We start from the raw sequence: 20703 nt of genomic DNA, 5'->3' as shown, positions 1-20703 counted from the left end.
TTGAAAGCATTGATTTAGAGCCTTTTCTTTGTGTTTTTGTATGGCCCATTGCCAGGTTGTGAAGCTATGCTAGAGTGCTCGGATAACTCTACAAACGGGTTCTGCAGGATCACGTCGTCTCAAACGGATGGGAGGCTACCGCGACGCGACCGGACAGGCCATGCTGGGGCTGTATGCGCTATTTGCTGATTGTGCTTCTGGGCTTGCTGCCCGTGCTGGCCGGAGCGGTCGATTTCGACGACGCTACCCGGCATCTTCCACTGGGCAAGGCCATGCAGGTTTATGAAGACCCCGATGGCAATGCCAGCATCGCTCAGGTCAGTGCCCCCGGGTTTGCCAAACACTTTCAGCCCCATCATGAAGATGTGCTGAACGCCGGTTACTCCACCTCGGTGTTCTGGCTCAAGGTCGAGCTGCGCCCCGTTGCCGCGCCCAGTGCAGCCCCGCGGCAATGGCTGCTGGAGCTGGCCTACCCGCCGCTGGACCACCTCGAACTGTATCTGCCTGACAGCAGCGGCATGTACCGACTGGCACAGCGCACCGGCGATGCCTTGCCCTACGACAGCCGGCAGATCCGGCAGAACAACTACTTGTTCGAACTGCAATTGCCCCCTGGCAAGGTGACTACCGCGTACCTGCGGCTGCACAGCCAAGGGTCGGTGCAAGCGCCGCTGGCGCTATGGTCCCCTGAAGCCTACCTGGAAGAGCAGCCAACACGCCTGTATGTGCTGGGGATGATCTACGGCGTGTTGCTGGTGATGCTGGCATACAACCTGTTCATCTACCTGAGCGTGCGCGACGTCAGCTACCTCTACTACATCCTTTACATCGCTTCGTTCGGCCTTTACCAGGTCTCGGTGAACGGCGCCGGTGTAGCCTATTTCTGGCCGGACAGCCCTTGGTGGGCGAATGCCTCCACGCCATTGTTCATTGGTGCAGCCGGCCTGTTCGGTTGCCAGTTCGCCCGGCACTTCCTGCAATTGGGCGGCATCAGCCGTGGTTTCGACCGCCTGTTGCAACTGCTGATGCTGGGTGGTGCGCTGGTCATGGTGCTGGCGGTGAGCATGCCCTACGGCATTGCTCTGCGCATGGCCACGCTGCTGGCACTGCTGTTCACCGTAAGCATCTTCAGCGCCGGCTTGTACGCCTGGTGGCGCGGCTTTCGAGTGGCGCGCTGGTTCATCATCGCCTGGACGGCGTTCCTGCTTGGCGGCCTGGTCAACACCTTGATGGTGTTGGGTTACCTGCCGAATGTGTTCATCACCATGTATGCCAGCCAGTTGGGTTCGGCGCTGGAGGTGGCCTTGCTGTCGCTGGCGCTGGCCGACCGCATCAACAGCCTGCGCGAGCAGCAGGCGCAGACCTTGCGCGACACTGGGCGTACGCTGGAGCAACTGAACCTGCAACTGGCCAGGAGCAATCGCCTGAAGGACGAGTTCCTGGCCAGCGTGACCCATGAGCTGCGTACCCCGATGAACGGGGTGATTGGCTCGCTCGAGCTGATGCACACCCTGCCGATGGATGTTGAAATGGCTCAGTACCATCACACGGCAGTGGGGTCTGCCCAAGGCATGATGGATATGGTCGACGCCATTCTTACCCTGTCCGAATTGCAGGCCGGCCGCCTGCGGGCGCAGTCGGCACCGTTCAGTCTGCGCAGCCTGTTGCAGGGCTTGCGCGCCGGTTATGCCGGGCAGGCTCTGGGCAAAGGCTTGTACCTGAGCCTGGATATTCCGGCCGACCTGCCGGACGAATTGCTCGGTGACGGGCAGAAACTGGCGCGCTGCCTGGGCTGCCTGGTGGACAACGGTTTGAAGTTCACCCATCAGGGCGGGGTGATGATCCAGGTGCGTGGTCGCCGGGTGGGGCCGGGTGATCTGGCCTTGACCTTTACCGTCAGCGACAGCGGTATCGGTTTCGATGATCTGGAGCAGTCGATCCTGTACCAGCGGTTCTTCCAGGTCGATGGTTCGATGACCCGACGGTATGGCGGTTTGGGGATTGGCTTGTCGATTTGCCGGCAGATGGGGGAGTTGTTGGGGGCCAGATTGGCACATGAATCGACGCGCGGGTTGGGTAGCCGCTTCGAGTTGAGTTTGGACATGGCGATTTCGCAGGCGCAGATGAGCCCGAACATGCTGCAGGCGCGGCGCTCGCTGTAGGAGCGGGTTCACCCGCGAAAGGGCCGGGTCTGCTGGCCGATATCCACCCGCCGTTCACCGTTGCCGCCACCACCGTATTCGCGGGTAAACCCGCTCCTACACGCGCGCGCGCCAGCAACCACACGTTTAGTCATGAATACCCCTTTGACTACCCTGCAAGCAGTGCTTCACTGGGGCTCTCAAGCTTACCCGGATCCAGGAGCCCTCCAATGAACCTGCACCAGTACGCTGAAACCCACGAAGTCACCAACCAGCCGCCATCCCTCGACGGTGCCAACCTGTACCGCCTCGACATTCCATTGCAGGAATGGTCACGGCGTTTTGGTGCAGGTTGGGCCGAGTCGCGGATCGATGCCTATGGTGCCCTGGCCGGTGGCCCGCTAATGCGGGCAGGCTTCCTGGCCAACGCACACAAACCTGAATTCAGCAGCCACGACCGTTACGGCCATCGCATCGACCTGGTCGAGTTCCACCCGGCCTACCATGAGCTGATGCGTACCGCCGTCGAACATGGCCTGCCTTCCTTGCCGTGGGCCGAACCCCGCGCAGGTGCCCATGTTGCTCGGGCGTCGATGACCTACCTGCACAGCCAGGCCGAGGCCGGCACCGGTTGCCCGCTGACCATGACGTTTGCCGCCGTGCCGGCATTGCGCCTGCAGCCTGAGCTGGCTGAATACTGGCTGCCGAAGGTCCTTGCCTGCGAATATGACCCGCGCAACATTGGCGACCGCCACAAGGCCGGGGTCACCCTGGGCATGGCCATGACTGAAAAGCAGGGCGGCACCGATGTGCGCGCCAACACTACCCGGGCCTATCCGGTCGGTGCACCGGGCCCGGGGCAGGCCTATGAGCTGGTTGGCCACAAGTGGTTCTGCTCGGCGCCGATGTGCGACGCTTTCCTGACCTTGGCGCAAACCGAAAAAGGCCTGAGCTGCTTCCTGCTGCCGCGCCACCGCCCGGATGACAACCGCAATCAGTTCTATATCCAGCGCCTGAAGAACAAGCTGGGCAACAGCTCCAACGCCTCCAGCGAGGTGGAGTTCCGCGGTGCGCTGGCGTGGATGATTGGCGAAGAGGGGCGCGGTGTGCCGACCATCATCGAGATGGTCGCCATGACCCGGTTCGACTGCATGGTCGGCTCCAGCGCACTGATGCGCCAGGCGTTGACGCAGGCAGCCCACCATTGTGCACATCGCAAGGTCGGCGGGCGGGTGCTCAATGAGCAACCCCTGATGCAGAACGTGTTGGCCGACCTGGCCCTGGAAAGCGAGGCTGCGCTTGCCCTGAGCTTGCGCATGGGCCAGGCGCTGGAGCAACTGGACGACCCGCAGCAGGCGCATTTCGCCCGGTTGGTCACGGCGGTGGGCAAATACTGGATCTGCAAACGTGCGCCGGCCATGATCAACGAGGCCGCCGAATGCCTGGGTGGCGCGGGTTATGTGGAAGACAGCATTCTGCCACGGCTGTACCGCGAGGCACCGGTCAACTCTACCTGGGAGGGCTCGGGCAACGTGCAGTGCCTGGATGTGCTGCGGGCCTTGTCCAAGGAGCCGGGAGTGCTCGATGCACTGTTTGCCGAGCTGGGTGACGGGCATGGCGACCCGCGCCTGGCGGCGCATATCGGCAACCTCAAGGGGGCGTTTGCCGACACCGGTGACATGCAGTACCGCGCGCGCCAACTGACCGAGGATATTGCCCTGGCGTTGCAGGCCAAGCTGCTGCTGGAGGCGGGGAATACAGAGGTCAGTGATGCGTTTATCGGCAGCCGCTTGGCCGGTGGTGGCCGGGTGTATGGGGCGCTGCCGCGAGGTGTGGATGTGATGGCATTGGTAACAAGGGCTACGCCTGCCTGGCCGCTGTAGCAGCGGGCTCGCCCGCGAATCAACCCAACAGCGATCAATGGGGGTGTATTTAACCAAGAAGGCAGGCAAGATGGATCACATGCATGTCCAGACAGGAAGCACAGTGTGAGCCACGCTTTTGTAGTCGTTGATACCCCCGAACAGGCCGTCGACCGTCTGGCGGCCTTGCATGAACAGGCCACAGGGGCCCTTAGTAAGGCCTTGAAGCGTTACCTGAAGGACCGTACCGAGCCCGATGCCGATGAGCGCGACCTGTTCCGCTACCCGGCACTGCGTCTGACCTACTACAGCCATGGCGAAGTCGCCGCCACCACCCGCGCCTACGCCAAGGTCCAGGTTGCCGGCACCTACAGCGTCACCGTCACCCAGCCCGCTGCGTTCCGTGGCTACCTGCTGGAACAACTGCGCCCGCTGATGCATGACTACACCGTCACGGTAGAAGTCGGCGTCAGCGAGCAGAACATCCCTTACCCCTATGTGGTCGACCAGGGCGACGAGCTGGCCGGCAGCGGCATTACCGCTGCGCAGCTGGCGCGGGTGTTCCCCAGCACCGACCTGTCGGCGGCCACCGACAACATCGCTGATGGCCTGTACGACTGGGACCGTGCCGAAATCATGCCACTGGCGTTGTTCGATGCCGCGCGGGTCGACTTCTCGCTGCGCCGCCTGGTGCACTACACCGGCAGCGACTGGCGCCATGTACAGCCGTGGATCCTGCTGACCAACTACCACCGCTATGTCGACCAGTTCATCAGCCATGGCCTGGAACAGCTGCGTGACGACTCGCGCTTCGTGCGTATGGTGCTGCCGGGCAACGTCGTGATCGAAAAGGGCATGGACCATGGCGAAACCCAGGCTCTGGTGGCCAGCGTGGTCTGGCACCGCTTCCAGATGCCGGCCTACCACCTGATCGCCGCCGACGGCAATGGCGTTACCTTGGTCAACATTGGTGTCGGCCCGTCCAACGCCAAGAACATCACCGATCACCTGGCCGTGCTGCGACCGCATTGCTGGCTGATGATCGGCCACTGCGGCGGCCTGCGGCAGTCGCAGACCATCGGCGACTACGTGCTGGCACACGCCTATATGCGCCGTGACGGCATTCTCGACCGGGTCGTGCCGCCGAATATCCCGATCCCGGCCCTGGCCGAAGTGCAGATGGCCTTGCAGGAGGCTGCCGCACAGGTCACTGGCGAGCGTGGCGAGCAGTTGAAAAAGCGCCTGCGCACCGGCACCGTGCTGACCTACGACGACCGCAACTGGGAGCTGCGCTGGGCCCAGGAACGCCCGCTGATCAACCTGTCGCGTGCCGTGGCGGTGGACATGGAAAGCGGCACCATTGCTGCCCAGGGCTACCGTTTGCGCGTGCCTTACGGCACCTTGCTGTGTGTGTCCGACAAGCCGCTGCACAGCGAGATCAAACTGCCAGGTTCGGCCAACGCCTTCTACAACCGGGCGGTCAGCCAGCACCTGAAGATCGGCATTGCCGCCCTCGACCTGCTGCGCACCGAGCTCAACTCGCTGCACTCGCGTAAACTGCGCAGCTTCGATGAGCCGCCGTTCCGCTGAGGATCCATGTCACTGCCACCCCGTAACAAGCCGCGCCGCCCCCAGGCGCGGCCTGCCGCCGGCCCGCGTCGCCAGGCCAAGGCGCCCCCCGCCGAGCCGCGCCTGATCCTGTTCAACAAACCGTTCGATGTGCTGACCCAGTTCAGCGACGGTGAAGGGCGCGCGACGCTCAAGGACTTCATCGACATCCCGGGCGTATACCCGGCCGGGCGTTTGGACCGCGACAGCGAAGGCTTGCTGTTGCTGACCAACGATGGTGGGCTACAGGCGCGGATTGCCGACCCGAAGCACAAGCTGGCCAAGACCTACTGGGTCCAGGTGGAAGGCGAACCGAGTGACGAGCAGTTGCAGCGTTTGCGCGATGGTGTGGAGCTGAACGATGGGCCGACCTTGCCGGCCGAGGCGCGGCGCCTGGAAGAACCCGAGCTGTGGCCGCGCAACCCGCCGGTACGGTTTCGCAAAAGTGTGCCGACCAGCTGGCTGGAGCTGGTGATTCGCGAAGGGCGTAACCGCCAGGTGCGGCGGATGACGGCGGCTGTGGGCTTGCCGACCTTGCGCCTGGTGCGCGTGCGGATTGGTGACTGGGCGCTGGATGGGCTGGAGCAGGGTTGCTGGCGGGAGGTCCCTGCCAAGCTCTAGTTCAGGTCAGGGCCTGTTCGCGGGCACGCCCGCTCCCACAGGGACGGTGCAGTACTTGAAAGCAGCGCCCAACCTGTGGGAGCGGGCTTGCCCGCGAATGGCCCTGAAATGTTTTATACGCCTTCCAGAAACCCCACCACCACGCTTTTGATGATGAAGGCCAGCACCCCCAGGCCCAGCACGAAGAACAGGATCAGCGTGCCGAACTTGCCTGCCTTGGACTTTTTCGCCAGGTCCCAGACGATGAAGCCCATGAAACCGATCAATACGGTGACCAGGATAATCATCATCCATTCTTCGAATACGGCGGGATCCATCGGTGTTCTCCAGGCGGGTTGAGCGTCCGATTATACGCCGGCTGGCGTGAGCATTTAACGCAGGTGGGTCAATGGCAGCTCGGTGCTGGCCAGTACCTGGTTGAGCACGAAGCTCGAACGCACGCTGGTGACGCCTTCGATACGCGTCAGGCTGCCTAGAAGCAGTTTCTGGTAGTGGTCCATGTCCGGCACCACCACTTTCAGCTGATAGTCCGCATCCATGCCGGTGACCAGGCTGCACTCGAGCACCTGCGGCAGGTTACGGATGGCGGCCTCGAATGTTTCAAAGCGCTCAGGGGTGTGGCGGTCCATGCCTATCAACACATAGGCGGTCAGGCTCAAGCCCAGCTTCTTGCGGTCGAGCAGGGCCACCTGGCGCGAGATGTAGCCGTCGTCTTCCAATTGCTTGACCCGACGCGAGCATGGCGATGGCGACAGGCCGATGCGTTCGGCCAGTTCCTGGTTGGAAATGCGCGCATCGCGCTGCAATTCGGCGAGGATGCTCAGGTCGTAGCGGTCAAGTTTGCTCATGGCATTTGCCTTTTCTGTTCGGATTGCTGCGAATTATCAATCCAGGGTGAAAAATTGCGCAAGTGCTATTTATCTGAGCAATCTTCGCAATCCTCTGTCGCAACCCCTCCGGTATCTTTATCACCAGAATCACTGCCCGGACATCAGTCCACGGCGACGCGCCCTAGGCGGGCGGTCGCGGCCAGCCATCCAACAGGATCTGCAGGCCCCCGGGCTACACACCCTCCAGAAGACGGTGTGAGGTGAGCCGGCGCCACAAGTGCCGAGCACGGACGACAATTCCTGAAGGGAGGCCCTGTGGCCTCCCTTTTTTCATGCCGGAAATTTAATTGGCCTGTGTCATGGGCGCGGTAGACTGGCGGTGGTTGCAGTTTTTTCTACCGAGAGGAACACCATGACGTCGCGCATCTGGCAGTTGGCAGGTGTTGGTTTGCTAGGTTTGAGCATCAGCCTTGGGGCCCTGGCTGAAGGGCCTGGCGAGGGGCCGTCGGGGCGCTCGCTCAACTCGCGCGACGAAGTGCGCCAGACCCAGCCGCCGCGCCAGGGGTATTACCAGGACATTCCCCGCCGCCACGGTGATGATCACCACTGGCAAGCCGGTGGCCCGGGGCAACGGCCCGGTGGCGACTGGCAGGGGCGTCCGGATGGCCACGGCAATGGCTGGGGGCCTGGGCCGCAGTATCGCCCAGGGCACAGGGTGGACCATTTTTCTGACCGCTACTGGAAAGTACCCTACCGGGGCGCTGACTATTTCTACTCCGGGGGTTACTGGTACCGCCCGCACGGGGGCAATTACATCGTGGTGACCCCGCCGTACGGCGTGCGGGTCAATTACCTGCCGCCTTATGCGCGGGAAGTGTGGTTGGGTGGCGCGCTGTTCTTTCTGGTGGCCGATACCTATTACCAGTACCTGGCAGACAGCCAGGAATATGTGGTGGTCAACCCGCCGGTCGGCGTGCCTTCGCCCGTGCCGGTGGCCCCGGCAAATGGCGGGTATGACGTGGTGGCCTATCCGATGTATGGCCAGGGGCAGGAACAGCAGGAGCAGGACCGCTACCAGTGTCATCGCTGGGCTGTGAGCCAGTCGGGCTTCGACCCGGCGACGGCGACTTACGCACCGGCGGCCAATGTGCTCGACAACTATCGGCGGGCGCTGGGTGCCTGTTTCAGTGGCCGGGGTTACAGCATCAACTGAACCCTGCACGGAACCCCTGTAGGAGCGGGTTTACCCGCGAATACGGTAGCGGCGGCAACGGCAAACGGCGGGTGGAAATTGGCCAGCAGCCCCGGCCCTTTCGCGATGAACCCGCGCCTACAAGGGGTGGGGCATGGGTGGTTACCTCATACCGGGTCGGCGTGCACCATCACGTCTGCCTGTGGATAACGCTGGCGGATCACCCGCGAGGCCTCCACGCACAAGCCATGCGCCTCATGCAGCGGCAGGTGCCCCGGCAGCTCCAGGTGCAGTTGCACAAACCACTGGTTGCCCGAGACGCGCGTGCGCAGGTCATGCACGCCTTTCACGCCTGCAACGGCCAGCACCAGCGCGGCCATGTCCTCGCCAACATCGCCGGGTAACGCCTTGTCCATCAGGATCGCCGTACTTTCGCGGGCAATTTGCAGCGCGCTCCAGAGGATGTAAAAGGCGATGCCCAGGCCGAACAGCGCATCCAGCTGCGGCCAGCCAAAGCGCGCCAGCAACAGGGCCAGCAGAATGCTGCCGTTGAGCAGCAAGTCCGAGCGGTAGTGCAGGGAATCTGCCCGTACTGCAGTAGAGCCGGTGAGCCGGACCACTTTGTGCTGCAGTGCCAGCAGGGCGACGGTCAGCACCAGCGACAGCAGCATCACCGCGATGCCGATGGAGGTATCACCTAGCGGTTGTGGAGTGTAAAGGCGCTCGACCGCCTGCACCCCGATCAGCACCGCACTGCCGCCGATGAACAGCGCCTGAGCCATACCGGCCAAGGCCTCGGCCTTGCCATGACCGAACCGGTGATCGTCGTCGGCCGGACGCAGGGCGTAGTGTACCGCCAGCAGGTTGAGGAACGAGGCCACTGCGTCCAGTGCCGAGTCGGTCAACCCTGCCAGCAGGCTCACGGACCCGCTCAGCCACCAGGCCAGCGCCTTGCTCAGCACCAGGATGCTGGCGACCGTCAGTGACGCGCGAGTGGCCAGGCGCAGCAGGCGCTGGTGTTCGGCTGGGGTAGTGATCATCCGTGGACAGTGTCCTTGTGGATCAGGCTGCCGGGACCAGGCCCAGGCTGGCCAGTTGTTCGATGCTGCCGCGGTGCTGGATCAGCCTTGGGTCGTTCAGCGGCAGGCGCTGGCCCAGTTCGCTTTCCAGAATGGCCTGCAACTTCAGGTTGTCGACCTTGCCATCGGGGCTGACGGCTTCTTGCAGTTTGGCCGGGTCAACCTGAGCAGTACGGCCACCCGGGTAATAGATGGCGCCGGTGGCAAAGTCGATACCGAAGGCAATCAGCCCCGGGATCACATAGAACAGGATGCCGATCGCATCCATGGCGGCAACCACAGGGTCAATCTTGCCGCCGATCTGGCCGCGCCGGTCCGGGTAGAAAATGGTGCCGCAGGCCGTCAATTGGGTCAGCAGGGTGGCGATGAGGGCGCCACCGATGACGCGGGTCGAGATACGCATGTAAATCTCCGAAAAGTAATCAGCAGGGCAAGCGAAGCGCCTGCGCCTGATGCTAAGACCATGATAGAGCAGGCTGGGTTCGCCGTTATACTCGCGACACTGTTCGAGGACCACCATGATTTCATTACCCATTGATGCTGCCTTGCCCGCCCTGCGCCAGGCTCTGGAAAACCGTGACGAAGTGGTGCTTGAAGCCCCGCCCGGTGCTGGCAAGACCACCCGCGTGCCGCTGGCGCTGCTGCACGAACCGTGGCTGGCCGGGCAGACCATCCTCATGCTCGAGCCAAGGCGCCTGGCAGCGCGGGCAGCAGCCGAACGGCTGGCCAGTGAGCTGGGCGAGCAGGTTGGGGAAACGGTGGGTTACCGCATCCGCCTGGACAGCAAGGTCGGGCCGAAAACCCGTATCGAAGTGGTGACCGAAGGCATCCTCACACGCCGCCTGCAAGCGGACCCGGCGCTGGAAGGTGTGGGCCTGCTGATTTTCGACGAATTTCACGAGCGCAGCCTGGATGCCGACCTGGCGCTGGCGCTGAGCCTTAACGGCCGCGAGCTGCTACGTGACGACCCGCCCCTGAAGATTCTGCTGATGTCGGCGACGCTGGAAGGTGAGCGCCTGTCGCGGCTGTTGGACGACGCCCCGGTGGTCAGCAGTGAAGGGCGCATGCATCCGGTGGATATCCGCTGGGGGCGGCCGTTCCAGCCAGGCGAGTTCATCGAGCCACGGGTGGTGGACAGCGTGCTGCATGCGCTGGCCGACCAGGCCGGCAGCGTGCTGGTGTTCCTGCCTGGGCAAGCCGAGATCCGCCGGGTTCACCAAAGCCTTCAGGACGCCCTGGGGGCACGCCCCGAGATTCTGCTGTGCCCGTTGCATGGCGAGCTCGACCTCAATGCCCAGCGCGCCGCTATCGACCCGCCGGCCAAGGGCCTGCGCAAGGTGGTGCTGGCCACCAACATCGCCGAGACCAGCCTGACCATCGATGGCGTACGCGTGGTGATCGATGCCGGCCTTGCCCGGGTGCCGCGCTTTGACCCCGGCAGCGGCATGACCCGTCTGGATACTCAGCGCATTTCCCGCGCCAGTGCCACCCAGCGCGCCGGGCGTGCCGGCCGTCTGGAGCCTGGCGTGTGCTACCGCCTTTGGTCCGAGGCCCAGCATGACCAACTGGCCGCCCATGGCAGTGCCGAGATCCTGCAGGCCGATCTGGCCGGGCTGGCCCTGCAACTGGCGCGCTGGGGTGTAACCCCCGAGCAGTTGCGCTGGCTGGACCAGCCGCCTGCTGCAGCGTTCGCCCAGGCACAGGACCTGTTGGCGCGACTCAGTGCCTTCAGGCCGGGCAGCCGCGACAACCTCAGCGAACATGGCCAGGCCATGGCCGAACTGCCGGCTCACCCACGCATCGCGCATTTGTTGCTGCGTGGCCAGGACCTGGGCCTGGCACAGATGGCATGCGATGTGGCTGCACTGCTGGGGGAGCGGGACATTCAGCGTGGCGGTGGTGCCGACTTGCACAGCCGGCTTGCGCTGGTCAGCGGTGAGAGCAAGGCTGTGCGTGGTGGCCAGGGTGGGGTGCAGCGTGCTCGCCAGCTGGCCCGCCAATACCGTGGCCTGTTGCGTGGCAAGGTCGGTGCGCCGGTCGCCGACCCGGACCACCCTCGTTGGCTGGGCGCCCTGCTGGCGCTGGCCTACCCTGACCGGGTCGCCCAGCAGCGCCGGGCGGGCGGGGCGGAGTATCGGCTCGCCAACGGCCGTGCGGCGCTGTTTGCCGAAGTCGATGCCTTGATGAAGTGCCCATGGCTGGTAATCGCTGACCTGGGTAGCCGCCAGGGGCAGCGTGAGGAGCGGATCTATCTGGCAGCCGAATTCGATCCCGCGTTGCTCGAGGGCGTGCTGGCCGAGCAGGTTGAGCGAGTCGATATCCTGGATTGGGACGAGCGTGAGCAGGTGCTGCGCGCCGAACGTCAGGTCAAGGTGGGCGAACTGGTCCTCAGCCGCGAACCGCTGCCCAGGCTGGATGACGAAGCCAGGGCCCGGGCGCTGCTTGGCCTGGTCCGGCGCAAAGGTTTGAACCTGCTGACCTGGACGCCAGAGCTGCGGCAGTGGCAGGCACGTGTGGCGCTGCTGCGGCAGCTCGACCTGGAGAAGGATGGCCACAGTGAATGGCCTGACCTTAGGGACGAGGCCCTGCTGGCCAGCCTGGAAGACTGGTTACAGCCTTACCTGAGCAAAGTATCGCGCCTCAGCCACTTTGCTGCGCTGGACTTGCCGTCGATGCTGCGCAACCTGTTGCCCTGGCCGCTGCCGCAACGCCTGGAAGAACAGGCTCCGGCGCATCTGGCCGTGCCATCCGGCTCGAACATCCGCCTGGATTACAGCGAAACCCCGCCGATTCTCGCCGTGCGTCTGCAAGAACTGTTCGGCCTTGCCGACACCCCGCGCATCGCCAATGGCCGGCAGCAGGTCAAGCTTCACCTGCTGTCACCGGCACGTCGGCCGGTGCAGGTGACCCAGGACCTGGCCAACTTCTGGCGCACGACCTATGCCGAGGTGAAGAAAGACCTGAAAGGGCGTTATCCGAAGCACTACTGGCCGGACGACCCTCTGGTGGCCGAGGCTACGGCGCGGGCCAAGCCGAGAGGGAGCTGATGCACAACACCGAGTGCGGCAGGCCGAAAAAATCATGTGCTGGGCACGACGTGTTAGTGGTCGTGCCATTCATCGTATTGCACCCGCCAGTGAAGCTTGATCTGCTTGTCTCAATAGGAAAGTGATCACTTCGCCTTCCTCGACGTTGAGCAAGGCTACCCACTCCCCACTCCTGTGCGGCGTATCCGTGAGGGCGCCGACCCTGTAGCCCCGCTGGTCGCGCAGATGGCAGACAAGGCCTTCATCTGTCAGCGCCAGCGGCTCGATTTTCCAGTATTCGCTAACGTTTGCATGCCAGTAAAAGCCCAGATAGCCATTACGGCTGACTCCTAGCTTCTTGGTTTCCGGGCGCCCAGGCATGCTGATGCGGTAGTGCAGGCGATCGTTGGTCCGCGAGTGGTAATGAAAGTCCATCACCGGCGAGTCCTGCCTTCCCCCCGCCTGTAACCAGTCATCCTCGGGGGTAATGCCCCAGCCGAACTTGTCTGTACTGCGGCTGAGTCGCAGCGGGATGTCCCGGTGGCGGGCGCGCATGTACAGCTGGCCGCGAAATGAGCGGGCGTAACCGGCCTGAATGTCTTCGTTCATGGTGCACTCCTTGAATGGCGTTGAGGAAGTGCACTCTGGCGCCAGGGCTGGGCAGCCCATCAGATCGAAAACATTCCCCGCTGGCCTCAGGTGCCGGCTTCACCTTCCAGCAACATGAACAGGCGATACAGCACCACCGTGCTGAACAGTTGCAGGAAGCCGCTGAGGCTGTCCATGGCCAGTTCCATCCCAGGTGATGGCTCGGGGAAGGCCATCAGCAGCAGCCCGTCGATCAGCCAGATCGGCGCCAGCACGCTTACAACGCAGATCATGATGCGCATGAAGTGCCCGGTGGTCATGCTTGCGCTTTCGCGCATCGCCTGCACCACCGGCCGGCCGCGCAGTACCAGCAGGTACTCGGCGAACACCAGGTTGATCATGATCCACACCCCCGGGAAGATGAACAGCGCAAGGCCGGCCATGATCAATAGCGAGCTGATCAGGATCAGCAGGGCCAGTTGCGGCCACAGCTGCAGGGCGCGGGCGAACAGGTCGCGCTTGGCGATTTCCTGGCCGTTGCTGCGTGTGTCCAGGTACAGGATCAAAGCTGCGCTGTACAGCGGGTAGAACAACAGGCTGACCAGCATGCCGTAGGCCGGTGATGCCTGGTCGCCCATCTGCCGGTACAGCAATTGGGTGAGCAGGGCTTCCACCACCACCAGCGGCAGGCACAGCTGGAGGATGTTTGGCAGGTGACGGCGGAAGAAGTACAGGGAGTCGCGCAGAACGCTCAGCGGATTCATCAGTCAACATCGCATGGCAGTAAAAACAGGGGCCTAACTTTAGCCCAAAGCAGGCCTGGGGCTGTCACTTGCTGAAAAAAGTTTCACCGCAACAGTGATTGAATCCCGCGCCTGTACGCCCCATCTTTGACGCTGTCCGTTGTCCCGCTACCCCACGAGGTCGCCCCATGAACACTGAAGAACAAACCCTTATCGACGGCCTGTTCGGCCGCCTCAAGCAAGCCGAAGACCCGAGCCAGCCGCGTGACGCACAAGCCCAGGCGTGCATCGAGCAGCATGTGCGTCAGCAACCGGCAGCGCCTTACTACATGGCCCAGGCGATTCTGGTGCAGGAGGCCGCGATCAAACGCCTCGACGAACAGAACAAGCAGCTGCAAGCCGAGCTGCAACAGGCCCGTGCCCAGGCTCAGGCGGCACAGGCTGCCAGCAGTGCGCCGAGCAATGGCGGGGGTGGTTTCTTGTCCAGCATCTTTGGTTCGGGTGGGCGCAACGCAGCGCCGGCGGTGCAGCCACAGCGCCCTTCGGCGCCCCCGGTAGCGTCCGGTGGTGGCTGGCGCGAGCCGTCGGCACCTGGTTTCGCCCAGCCTCAGGCGCCGCAGCCTGGCTATGGCGCCGCGCCTGCGCGCAGCGGGGCCAGCAGTTTCCTTGGTGGGGCCATGCAGACCGCTGCCGGCGTGGCCGGTGGTGTGTTGCTGGCGCAGGGTATCAGCAGCCTGTTCAACCACAACTCGCAACCGGAAGAAGTGGTCGAGGTCATCAAGGAAGAGCCGGTGCCAGCCAGCGACAGTGGCGGCTGGAACGATCAGGGCGGGCAGCAGCAAGTGGCTGATAACGGTGGCTGGGGTAACGACCAGGGCAGTTACGCCGACAGTGATTATGGCAGCGATGATGGCGGGTTCTTCTCGGACGACGATTCTTACGTCTGACAGGTCTGGCATACTGCTGGCATTTCCGGGGGCGCTTTGCGCCCCTTCGCGGGCACGCCCGCTCCCACAGATATACGCGTGATACCTGTGGGAGCGGGCGTGCCCGCGAAGGGCTGCGGAACGGCCCCCCAGCACTCCAGGCCATAAATAAGGTTCCCAGGTGAAAAAGATCGCGTTGTTCGCCGATGTGCAGAACCTCTACTACACCGTGCGCCAGGCTCACGGCTGCCATTTCAACTACACCGCCCTGTGGGCCGACGTCAGCCGCGAAGGCCAGATCGTCGAGGCCGTGGCCTATGCCATCGACCGTGGCGACAGCAAACAGCAGCAATTCCAGCAGATCTTGCGCAACCTCGGTTTCGATGTGCGCCTCAAACCGTTTATCCAGCGCAGCGATGGCTCGGCCAAAGGCGACTGGGATGTGGGCATTACCCTGGATGTGATCGACGCGGCCAGCCGGGTCGACCAAGTGGTGCTGGCCTCCGGTGATGGTGACTTCGACCTGCTGCTGGAACGGGTAATCCAGCGCCATGGCACCGAAGCGGTGGTGTATGGCGTGCCGGGGCTGACGGCGTTGTCACTGATCCGTGCTGCCACCCGCTACGTGCCCATCGAAGGCGCGCTGTTGCTTAAACACTAAGGTCTTTTTCATGGAACGTATCGCTGTCATCGACTTTGAAACCACCGGCATTTCCCCCGCTACCGGCTGCCGTGCCACCGAGGTGGCGGTGGTAATGCTTGAGGGGGGGCGCATTGTCGAGCGCTACCAGAGCCTGATGAACGCTGGCGTGCCGGTGCCGGCCTTCGTCGCAGGGCTGACCGGCATCACCACCGCCATGCTGCGTAGTGCGCCGCCGGTGGACAAAGTGATGAACGAGGTGGCCGAGTTCGTTGGGAGCACCCCATTGTTGGCGCACAACGCTGCTTTCGACCAGAAGTTCTGGGACTATGAGCTGGGCCGTATTGGCCGCAGCCGCAGTCAGCCCTTCGCGTGTTCCTTGTTGCTGTCACGGCGCCTGCTGCCCGCAGCGCCAAACCACAAGCTGGGCACTTTGACACGCTGGGCTGGGTTGCCTGCCACGGGCACCGCGCACCGGGCCATGGCCGATGCCGAAATGGCCGCCAACCTGCTGCAGCATCTGGCGGGTGTGTTGCACCAGGACCACGGGGTTCAGCAGCTCTCGCACGATCTGCTTTGCCGGCTGCAGAAAACCCCAGCTGCGAAGGTGCGCGAAGCGCTGGCCAAGTATCGTCAGGGCTAGCAGGTGATCGTCTGGGGTGTCGCCTACGCCGCACGCACCCGAATTGTGCCGCTCATTTGCACCCGTTCTGTAACGTCCCTTCACCCAGGCAGGCCGTTAAACTGAGCCACCCGTAAACGGATTTCGAGTTTTCCCCATGCCTGCCTCCCGTCGTTTCCCGCTGTTGCTGATTGGCGCCTTCCTGGCCCTTTATCTGGTCTGGGGTTCCACTTACCTGTTCATTCGCATCGGCGTCGAGAGCTGGCCTCCGATGCTCATGGCCGGGGTGCGCTTCCTGATTGCCGGGGGCCTGCTGTACGGTTTTCTGCGTTGGCGCGGCGTGCCGGCGCCTACCTGGCCGCAATGGCGGGCGGCAGGGGCGATCGGTTTCTTGCTGCTCAGCTGTGGCAACGGCGGGGTGACCGTGGCCGAGCATGCCGGTGTGGCTTCGGGCGTGGCGGCTTTGGCGGTGGCGACGGTGCCACTGTTCACCTTGCTGTTCGGCCTGTTGTTCGGGCACCGTAATTCGAAGCTGGAATGGGCGGGGATAGCCCTTGGGCTGGTGGGCATCGGCCTGCTGAACCTGGGCTCCAACCTGCAGGCAAGCCCGATAGGTGCGGCGCTGATCATCTTCGCGGCGGCGTCCTGGGCATTCGGCTCGGTGTGGAGCAAGACCTTGCCGCTGCCCCAGGGGCCGATGGCCAGCGCAGCGGAAATGCTGGTCGGTGGTGCGGTGCTGTTGCTGGGCAGTGTGCTGTCGGGCGAACGCATGACCCAGCTGCCGACCGCCGCGGGCTGGGGTGCGCTGGCCTACCTGGTGTTCTTCGGTTCGATCCTGGCGTTCAGTGCCTACATGTACCTGCTCAAGCACGTGCGCCCGGCAGCGGCCACCAGCTACGCCTACGTCAACCCGGCGGTGGCGGTGCTGCTGGGTATCGTCTTTGCCGGTGAGCAGATTGGCGCTGAAGAGTGCGTGGCAATGGCCGTGATCATCGGCGCGGTGGTGCTGATCGGCCTGCCACAGTGGCGCAAGGCGCCTGTACCTGTGCCACCGTTGAAAGGTGAAATCTGCAAGTAGGCAGGGGCGATGCGGTAAACTTGCCGCCTTCGCTGAACCCCCTGACGGTATTGCCATGAATTTCGCCAAACTCGGCCTGATCGAACCGCTGCTGCGCACGCTGCAGCAACTGGACTACACCACCCCGACCCCGGTGCAGGCCAAAGCCATCCCCGCCGTGCTGGCCGGCCGCGACCTGATGGCCGCAGCCCAGACCGGTACTGGCAAAACCGCAGGCTTCGCCCTGCCTGTGCTGCAGCGCCTGGCGCTGGAGGGCGAGAAGGTGGCCAGCAATTCGATCCGCGCCTTGGTGCTGGTACCCACTCGCGAGCTGGCCGAGCAGGTGCACAACAACGTGCGCGAATACGCGGAGAACCTGCCGCTGAGTACTTACGCGGTGTATGGCGGGGTCAGTATCAACCCACAGATGATGCGCCTGCGCCGGGGTGTCGACCTGCTGGTGGCTACCCCTGGCCGCTTGCTCGACCTGTTCCGGCAGAACGCCGTGAAGTTCAACCAGGTTCAGACCCTGGTGCTGGATGAAGCCGACCGCATGCTTGACCTGGGCTTTGCCGAAGAACTGCAGTCGGTGTATGCGGCACTGCCGCGCAAGCGCCAGACGCTGCTGTTTTCCGCCACTTTCTCTGATCAGATTCGCATGCTGGCGGGGCTTGCGCTGAATGACCCGCTCAGTATCGAGGTGAGCCCGCGTAATGCCACGGCCGCCAGCGTCAAGCAGTGGCTGGTGCCTGTGGACAAGAAGCGCAAGGCCGACCTGTTCTGCCACCTGCTGCGCAAGCAGCGCTGGAAGCAGGTGCTGGTGTTTGCCAAGACCCGCAATGGCGTCGATCAACTGGTGGAGCGCTTGCTGGCCGAAGGCGTAAATGCCGACGGCATCCACGGTGATCGCCCACAGGCGACCCGGCAGCGTGCGCTGGACAGCTTCAAGGCCCGTGAGGTGCAAGTGCTGGTGGCGACCGATGTGGCGGCCCGTGGCCTGGATATCGATGACTTGCCGCTGGTCGTCAACCTCGACCTGCCGATCGTTGCCGAAGACTACGTGCACCGCATCGGGCGTACCGGGCGGGCGGGCAACAAGGGCGAGGCGATTTCGCTGGTGTGTGCGGATGAAGTGCAACTGCTGGCGGCTATCGAGGTGCTGACCCGGCAGACCCTGCCGCGTCATGAAGAGCCGGATTTCATCCCCGAGCACCGGGTGCCGATGACCGATGCCAGCGGGCAGGTTATCAAGAAACCGAAGAAGCCCAAGAAGCCGAAAGAAAACAGCGCCAAGCGCGGGCTGGGGCGCTGGATGGACAGCAGTGAAGCTGGCAGTGCGGAGCCAGCGGTGAAGGCTGTGCGCAAGGTGCCGAGCTTCAATGGTGGGCCGCGCAAGCGTAAGCCTTGAGGTTTTGGGGCCGCTTTGCGGCCCCGCAATCCATCAGGCTGACCGCATCAGCCAGTTCGCCGCTGCCCGCCCGGCGCGCAAGCCGCTGGCAAAGCACGCCGTGAGCAGATAACCCCCGGTCGGCGCCTCCCAGTCCAGCATCTCGCCGGCACAGAATACCCCCGGCACGGCCTTGACCATCAACCCCTCATCCAGCCCCTCGAAGCGGACCCCGCCGGCACTGCTGATCGCTTCATCCAGCGGCCGCGTGCGTACCAGGGTGATGGGCAATGCCTTGATGGCTCGAGCCAAGGCATCAACATCGGTAAAGGTCGCCGGATCCGTCAGCTCGCGCAGCAGTGCTGCCTTGACCCCATCAATCCCCAGCTGGCTGTGCAGGTGCTTGGCCATGGAGCGTGAACCGCGTGGTTTGGCCAGTGCCTGGGCAATCTTGTCCACAGGCTTGTCCGGCAGCAGATCCAGCAACAACACCCCGCGGCCTTCACGGTGGATGGCCTCGCGTACCGGTGCCGACCAGGCATACACCAGGCTGCCTTCCACACCTTGAGCGGTGAGGATGAACTCGCCCTTGCGCGGTGCGCTGCCCGGGACGCTGAGGGCGATGTTCTTCAGCGGTGCGCCCGCGAACTTGTCCTTGAGCAGCGCGCTCCAGCCCTCTACTTCAAAACCGCAGTTGCTCGGCTGCAAAGGCGAGATATCCACAGCCCGCTCTGCCAGCAGCGGTTGCCAGCTGCCGTCAGAACCCAGGCGCGCCCAGCTGGCGCCACCCAGCGCCAGCACCACGACCGAGGCGTTCACCTGCCGTTCGCCCTGTGGATAAGCAATTCGCAAGCTGCCATCGGTGTTCCAGCCCAGCCAGCGATGGCGGGTGTGGATAACTACCCCGTTGTCGCGCAGGCGCTTGAGCCAGGCACGCAGCAACGGTGCGGCTTTCATGTCGGTGGGGAACACCCGGCCCGAGGTGCCGACGAAGGTTTCGATGCCCAAACCATGAATCCACTGGCGCAACGCGTCCGCATCGAAGTCGCGTAGCAGGGCCTCGATTTCGCCCTGGCGTTCGGCATAACGGGCCACGAACGCCGGGTAAGGCTCGGAATGGGTGATGTTCATGCCGCCGACGCCCGCCAGCAGGAACTTGCGGCCCACTGAAGGCATGGCATCGAACACCTCGACCGCCAGGCCTGCCTTGGCCAGTGCTTCGGCGGCCATCAGGCCGGCGGGGCCGCCACCGATGACGACAGCGGGGGGAGGGGATGCGGGGGTCAGATCGGGCATGGTGGGCAGCAGGCTGTGGAAAAGAGGCGCATTCTACCGCAGCGCTGCCCTTGGAAGCACTGGTCAAAAAATAGCCAGCGTCACGCAGGCCTTGCCATTAAAGGGCTGCAGCGCCTTTCACGCAGGTTATCCACAAGCGGTTCCACAGTCATTGTGAACAACCCATGACACGTGCGGCGCTGTGGTGAAGGATGCCGTGGCGTTTGGCCAGGGCTGTGCGGTCCTTGCTGTAGCCACCGCCGATCACGCCCACCACCGGGATATCGCGGCCCAGGCAATGGCGCAGCACGGCTTCGTCACGGGCGGCAACGCCTGCGTCAGTCAGCTGCAGGTAGCCCAGGGCGTCGTCCTTGTGCACATCGACACCGGCGTCATACAACACCAGGTCGGGTTGATAAAGCGGCAGCAGGTAGTTGAGGGCGTCGTCCACCACTTTCAGGTAGGCCGCGTCGCCCATGCCTCGGGGCAGAGGGATGTCCCAGTCGCTTTGTGCCTTGCGGGCGGGGAAGTTCTGTTCGCAGTGCAGCGACACGGTGATGGCCTCGGGCGTGTCATGCAGGATGCGCGCGGTGCCGTCACCCTGGTGCACGTCGCAGTCGAAGATCAGCACCCGGTGTACCCTGCCTGCTTCCAGCAGGTAGCGGCTGATGACCGCCAGGTCGTTGAAAATGCAGAAGCCGGCGGGGTGGTCGTAATGGGCGTGATGGGTGCCACCGGCGAGGTGGCAGGCGATGCCATGCTGCAACGCCATCTCGGCAGTCAGCAGTGAGCCGCCGACGGCGCGCACGGTACGCCGGGCCAGGGCCTCGCTCCAGGGCAGGCCGAGGCGGCGCTGGTCCTCGCGCGACAGCTCGCCGTTCATGTAGCGCTCGATGTAGCTGCGGTCATGGGCCAGGGCGAGGATGTCGTTGGGGCAGATGTCCGGGCGCAGCAGGGCCTGGTCGGTGGTCAGCCCGCTGCCGACCAGGTGGTCGTGCAGCAGTCGGAACTTGTCCATCGGGAAGCGGTGTTCAGCGGGGAACTCCGGGCTGTAATCTTCGTGGTAGATCAGCGGCAACGGCATGGTTGAGGTCGTAATCAGGGCC

20 protein-coding genes are annotated in these 20703 nt (G+C 63.8%); 11 read left to right on the top strand and 9 right to left on the bottom strand.

The features are described 5' to 3' along the window. The first annotated feature begins 173 nt into the window (after positions 1-173). The gene (locus tag AC3B5Q_RS22700) at positions 174-2162 is read left to right on the top strand and encodes a sensor histidine kinase (RefSeq protein ID WP_021784381.1); all 1989 of its coding nucleotides are present in this window, start codon (positions 174-176) and stop codon (positions 2160-2162) included. Positions 2163-2170: 8 nt separating this feature from the next. On the opposite strand, the gene AC3B5Q_RS22695 is transcribed toward AC3B5Q_RS22700, so the two are convergent. Then, entirely contained in the window at positions 2171-2296 is a 126-nt protein-coding gene (locus tag AC3B5Q_RS22695) for a diguanylate phosphodiesterase (protein WP_193790902.1), read from the bottom strand. 75 nt (positions 2297-2371) lie between these two features. Here AC3B5Q_RS22695 and AC3B5Q_RS22690 point away from each other — a divergent pair, with 75 nt between their 5' ends. The 3 genes from AC3B5Q_RS22690 to AC3B5Q_RS22680 all read left to right on the top strand — a co-directional run bounded on the left by AC3B5Q_RS22690 (position 2372) and on the right by AC3B5Q_RS22680 (position 6232). Further along, on the top strand, positions 2372-4024 hold the full coding sequence (locus AC3B5Q_RS22690; RefSeq protein ID WP_053870440.1) for an acyl-CoA dehydrogenase family protein: 1653 nt from the start codon (positions 2372-2374) through the stop codon (positions 4022-4024). Between the two features lie 105 nt (positions 4025-4129). Continuing rightward, positions 4130-5593 (top strand): AMP nucleosidase, encoded by a 1464-nt coding sequence (amn, locus tag AC3B5Q_RS22685; RefSeq protein WP_021784379.1) that lies wholly within the window; start codon positions 4130-4132, stop codon positions 5591-5593. 6 nt (positions 5594-5599) lie between these two features. After that, positions 5600-6232, top strand: a complete 633-nt coding sequence (locus AC3B5Q_RS22680) for a pseudouridine synthase (RefSeq protein ID WP_014592519.1) — start codon at positions 5600-5602, stop codon at positions 6230-6232. 113 nt (positions 6233-6345) lie between these two features. On the opposite strand, the gene AC3B5Q_RS22675 is transcribed toward AC3B5Q_RS22680, so the two are convergent. Both AC3B5Q_RS22675 and AC3B5Q_RS22670 read right to left on the bottom strand, forming a co-directional pair. Further along, positions 6346-6549: a DUF2788 domain-containing protein gene (locus tag AC3B5Q_RS22675; RefSeq protein WP_003249787.1), complete on the bottom strand. Its 204-nt coding sequence runs from the start codon at positions 6547-6549 to the stop codon at positions 6346-6348. A 54-nt stretch (positions 6550-6603) separates the two neighbouring features. Beyond that, entirely contained in the window at positions 6604-7080 is a 477-nt protein-coding gene (locus AC3B5Q_RS22670; RefSeq protein WP_003249795.1) for an Lrp/AsnC family transcriptional regulator, read from the bottom strand. A gap of 394 nt (positions 7081-7474) precedes the next feature. On the opposite strand from AC3B5Q_RS22670, the gene AC3B5Q_RS22665 reads away from it, so the two are divergent. Continuing rightward, positions 7475-8275, top strand: coding sequence for a DUF6515 family protein (locus tag AC3B5Q_RS22665; RefSeq protein WP_021784377.1), 801 nt, complete (start codon positions 7475-7477; stop codon positions 8273-8275). 146 nt (positions 8276-8421) lie between these two features. On the opposite strand, the gene AC3B5Q_RS22660 is transcribed toward AC3B5Q_RS22665, so the two are convergent. Beyond that, entirely contained in the window at positions 8422-9294 is an 873-nt protein-coding gene (locus tag AC3B5Q_RS22660) for a cation diffusion facilitator family transporter (RefSeq protein WP_021784376.1), read from the bottom strand. 22 nt (positions 9295-9316) lie between these two features. Continuing rightward, the gene (gene pmcY, locus AC3B5Q_RS22655; protein WP_014592516.1) at positions 9317-9736 is read right to left on the bottom strand and encodes a periplasmic Zn2+ metallochaperone PmcY; all 420 of its coding nucleotides are present in this window, start codon (positions 9734-9736) and stop codon (positions 9317-9319) included. 115 nt (positions 9737-9851) lie between these two features. On the opposite strand from pmcY, the gene hrpB reads away from it, so the two are divergent. Further along, the gene (gene hrpB, locus AC3B5Q_RS22650; RefSeq protein WP_103443729.1) at positions 9852-12380 is read left to right on the top strand and encodes an ATP-dependent helicase HrpB; all 2529 of its coding nucleotides are present in this window, start codon (positions 9852-9854) and stop codon (positions 12378-12380) included. Between the two features lie 69 nt (positions 12381-12449). Here the strand turns inward: hrpB and AC3B5Q_RS22645 are convergent, their stop codons facing one another. Continuing rightward, a complete protein-coding gene (locus AC3B5Q_RS22645) occupies positions 12450-12968 on the bottom strand; it encodes a hypothetical protein (RefSeq protein WP_021784373.1) in 519 nt (172 codons plus the stop codon). Between the two features lie 86 nt (positions 12969-13054). Next, entirely contained in the window at positions 13055-13711 is a 657-nt protein-coding gene (locus tag AC3B5Q_RS22640; RefSeq protein WP_021784372.1) for a YciC family protein, read from the bottom strand. Between the two features lie 167 nt (positions 13712-13878). Here AC3B5Q_RS22640 and AC3B5Q_RS22635 point away from each other — a divergent pair, with 167 nt between their 5' ends. The 5 genes from AC3B5Q_RS22635 to rhlE1 all read left to right on the top strand — a co-directional run bounded on the left by AC3B5Q_RS22635 (position 13879) and on the right by rhlE1 (position 18343). Further along, positions 13879-14637: a DUF2076 domain-containing protein gene (locus tag AC3B5Q_RS22635; RefSeq protein ID WP_274118851.1), complete on the top strand. Its 759-nt coding sequence runs from the start codon at positions 13879-13881 to the stop codon at positions 14635-14637. A gap of 160 nt (positions 14638-14797) precedes the next feature. Beyond that, positions 14798-15277, top strand: a complete 480-nt coding sequence (locus tag AC3B5Q_RS22630; protein WP_004576858.1) for a LabA-like NYN domain-containing protein — start codon at positions 14798-14800, stop codon at positions 15275-15277. Between the two features lie 10 nt (positions 15278-15287). Continuing rightward, positions 15288-15899 (top strand): 3'-5' exonuclease, encoded by a 612-nt coding sequence (locus AC3B5Q_RS22625; protein ID WP_084851506.1) that lies wholly within the window; start codon positions 15288-15290, stop codon positions 15897-15899. A gap of 136 nt (positions 15900-16035) precedes the next feature. Further along, a complete protein-coding gene (gene yedA / locus AC3B5Q_RS22620; RefSeq protein ID WP_084851508.1) occupies positions 16036-16956 on the top strand; it encodes a drug/metabolite exporter YedA in 921 nt (306 codons plus the stop codon). A gap of 55 nt (positions 16957-17011) precedes the next feature. Further along, positions 17012-18343, top strand: coding sequence for an RNA helicase RhlE1 (gene rhlE1 / locus AC3B5Q_RS22615; RefSeq protein WP_014592486.1), 1332 nt, complete (start codon positions 17012-17014; stop codon positions 18341-18343). Between the two features lie 33 nt (positions 18344-18376). Here the strand turns inward: rhlE1 and AC3B5Q_RS22610 are convergent, their stop codons facing one another. Together AC3B5Q_RS22610 and AC3B5Q_RS22605 are read right to left on the bottom strand one after the other, a co-directional pair. Next, complete coding sequence (locus AC3B5Q_RS22610; protein WP_319298598.1) at positions 18377-19618, bottom strand: TIGR03862 family flavoprotein; 1242 nt, start codon at positions 19616-19618, stop codon at positions 18377-18379. A gap of 148 nt (positions 19619-19766) precedes the next feature. Continuing rightward, positions 19767-20681, bottom strand: a complete 915-nt coding sequence (locus AC3B5Q_RS22605) for a histone deacetylase family protein (RefSeq protein ID WP_021784367.1) — start codon at positions 20679-20681, stop codon at positions 19767-19769. Positions 20682-20703: the final 22 nt, after the last annotated feature.

The organism is Pseudomonas sp. D5(2026), assembly GCF_057766845.1.
Note: the sequence above shows the minus strand (reverse complement) of the source record. Positions and strands in the feature narration are given on the sequence as shown.

Bases quoted from the DNA above. Each gene is read 5' to 3' on its own strand.
- AC3B5Q_RS22700 (WP_021784381.1), top strand. From the start codon at position 174: ATGCGCTATTTGCTGATTGTGCTTCTGGGCTTGCTGCCCGTGCTGGCC.
- AC3B5Q_RS22695 (WP_193790902.1), bottom strand. From the start codon at position 2,296: ATGACTAAACGTGTGGTTGCTGGCGCGCGCGCGTGTAGGAGCGGGTTT.
- AC3B5Q_RS22690 (WP_053870440.1), top strand. From the start codon at position 2,372: ATGAACCTGCACCAGTACGCTGAAACCCACGAAGTCACCAACCAGCCG.
- AC3B5Q_RS22680 (WP_014592519.1), top strand. From the start codon at position 5,600: ATGTCACTGCCACCCCGTAACAAGCCGCGCCGCCCCCAGGCGCGGCCT.
- AC3B5Q_RS22675 (WP_003249787.1), bottom strand. From the start codon at position 6,549: ATGGATCCCGCCGTATTCGAAGAATGGATGATGATTATCCTGGTCACC.
- AC3B5Q_RS22670 (WP_003249795.1), bottom strand. From the start codon at position 7,080: ATGAGCAAACTTGACCGCTACGACCTGAGCATCCTCGCCGAATTGCAG.
- AC3B5Q_RS22665 (WP_021784377.1), top strand. From the start codon at position 7,475: ATGACGTCGCGCATCTGGCAGTTGGCAGGTGTTGGTTTGCTAGGTTTG.
- AC3B5Q_RS22660 (WP_021784376.1), bottom strand. From the start codon at position 9,294: ATGATCACTACCCCAGCCGAACACCAGCGCCTGCTGCGCCTGGCCACT.
- pmcY (WP_014592516.1), bottom strand. From the start codon at position 9,736: ATGCGTATCTCGACCCGCGTCATCGGTGGCGCCCTCATCGCCACCCTG.
- hrpB (WP_103443729.1), top strand. From the start codon at position 9,852: ATGATTTCATTACCCATTGATGCTGCCTTGCCCGCCCTGCGCCAGGCT.
- AC3B5Q_RS22645 (WP_021784373.1), bottom strand. From the start codon at position 12,968: ATGAACGAAGACATTCAGGCCGGTTACGCCCGCTCATTTCGCGGCCAG.
- AC3B5Q_RS22640 (WP_021784372.1), bottom strand. From the start codon at position 13,711: ATGAATCCGCTGAGCGTTCTGCGCGACTCCCTGTACTTCTTCCGCCGT.
- AC3B5Q_RS22635 (WP_274118851.1), top strand. From the start codon at position 13,879: ATGAACACTGAAGAACAAACCCTTATCGACGGCCTGTTCGGCCGCCTC.
- AC3B5Q_RS22625 (WP_084851506.1), top strand. From the start codon at position 15,288: ATGGAACGTATCGCTGTCATCGACTTTGAAACCACCGGCATTTCCCCC.
- yedA (WP_084851508.1), top strand. From the start codon at position 16,036: ATGCCTGCCTCCCGTCGTTTCCCGCTGTTGCTGATTGGCGCCTTCCTG.
- rhlE1 (WP_014592486.1), top strand. From the start codon at position 17,012: ATGAATTTCGCCAAACTCGGCCTGATCGAACCGCTGCTGCGCACGCTG.
- AC3B5Q_RS22610 (WP_319298598.1), bottom strand. From the start codon at position 19,618: ATGCCCGATCTGACCCCCGCATCCCCTCCCCCCGCTGTCGTCATCGGT.
- AC3B5Q_RS22605 (WP_021784367.1), bottom strand. From the start codon at position 20,681: ATGCCGTTGCCGCTGATCTACCACGAAGATTACAGCCCGGAGTTCCCC.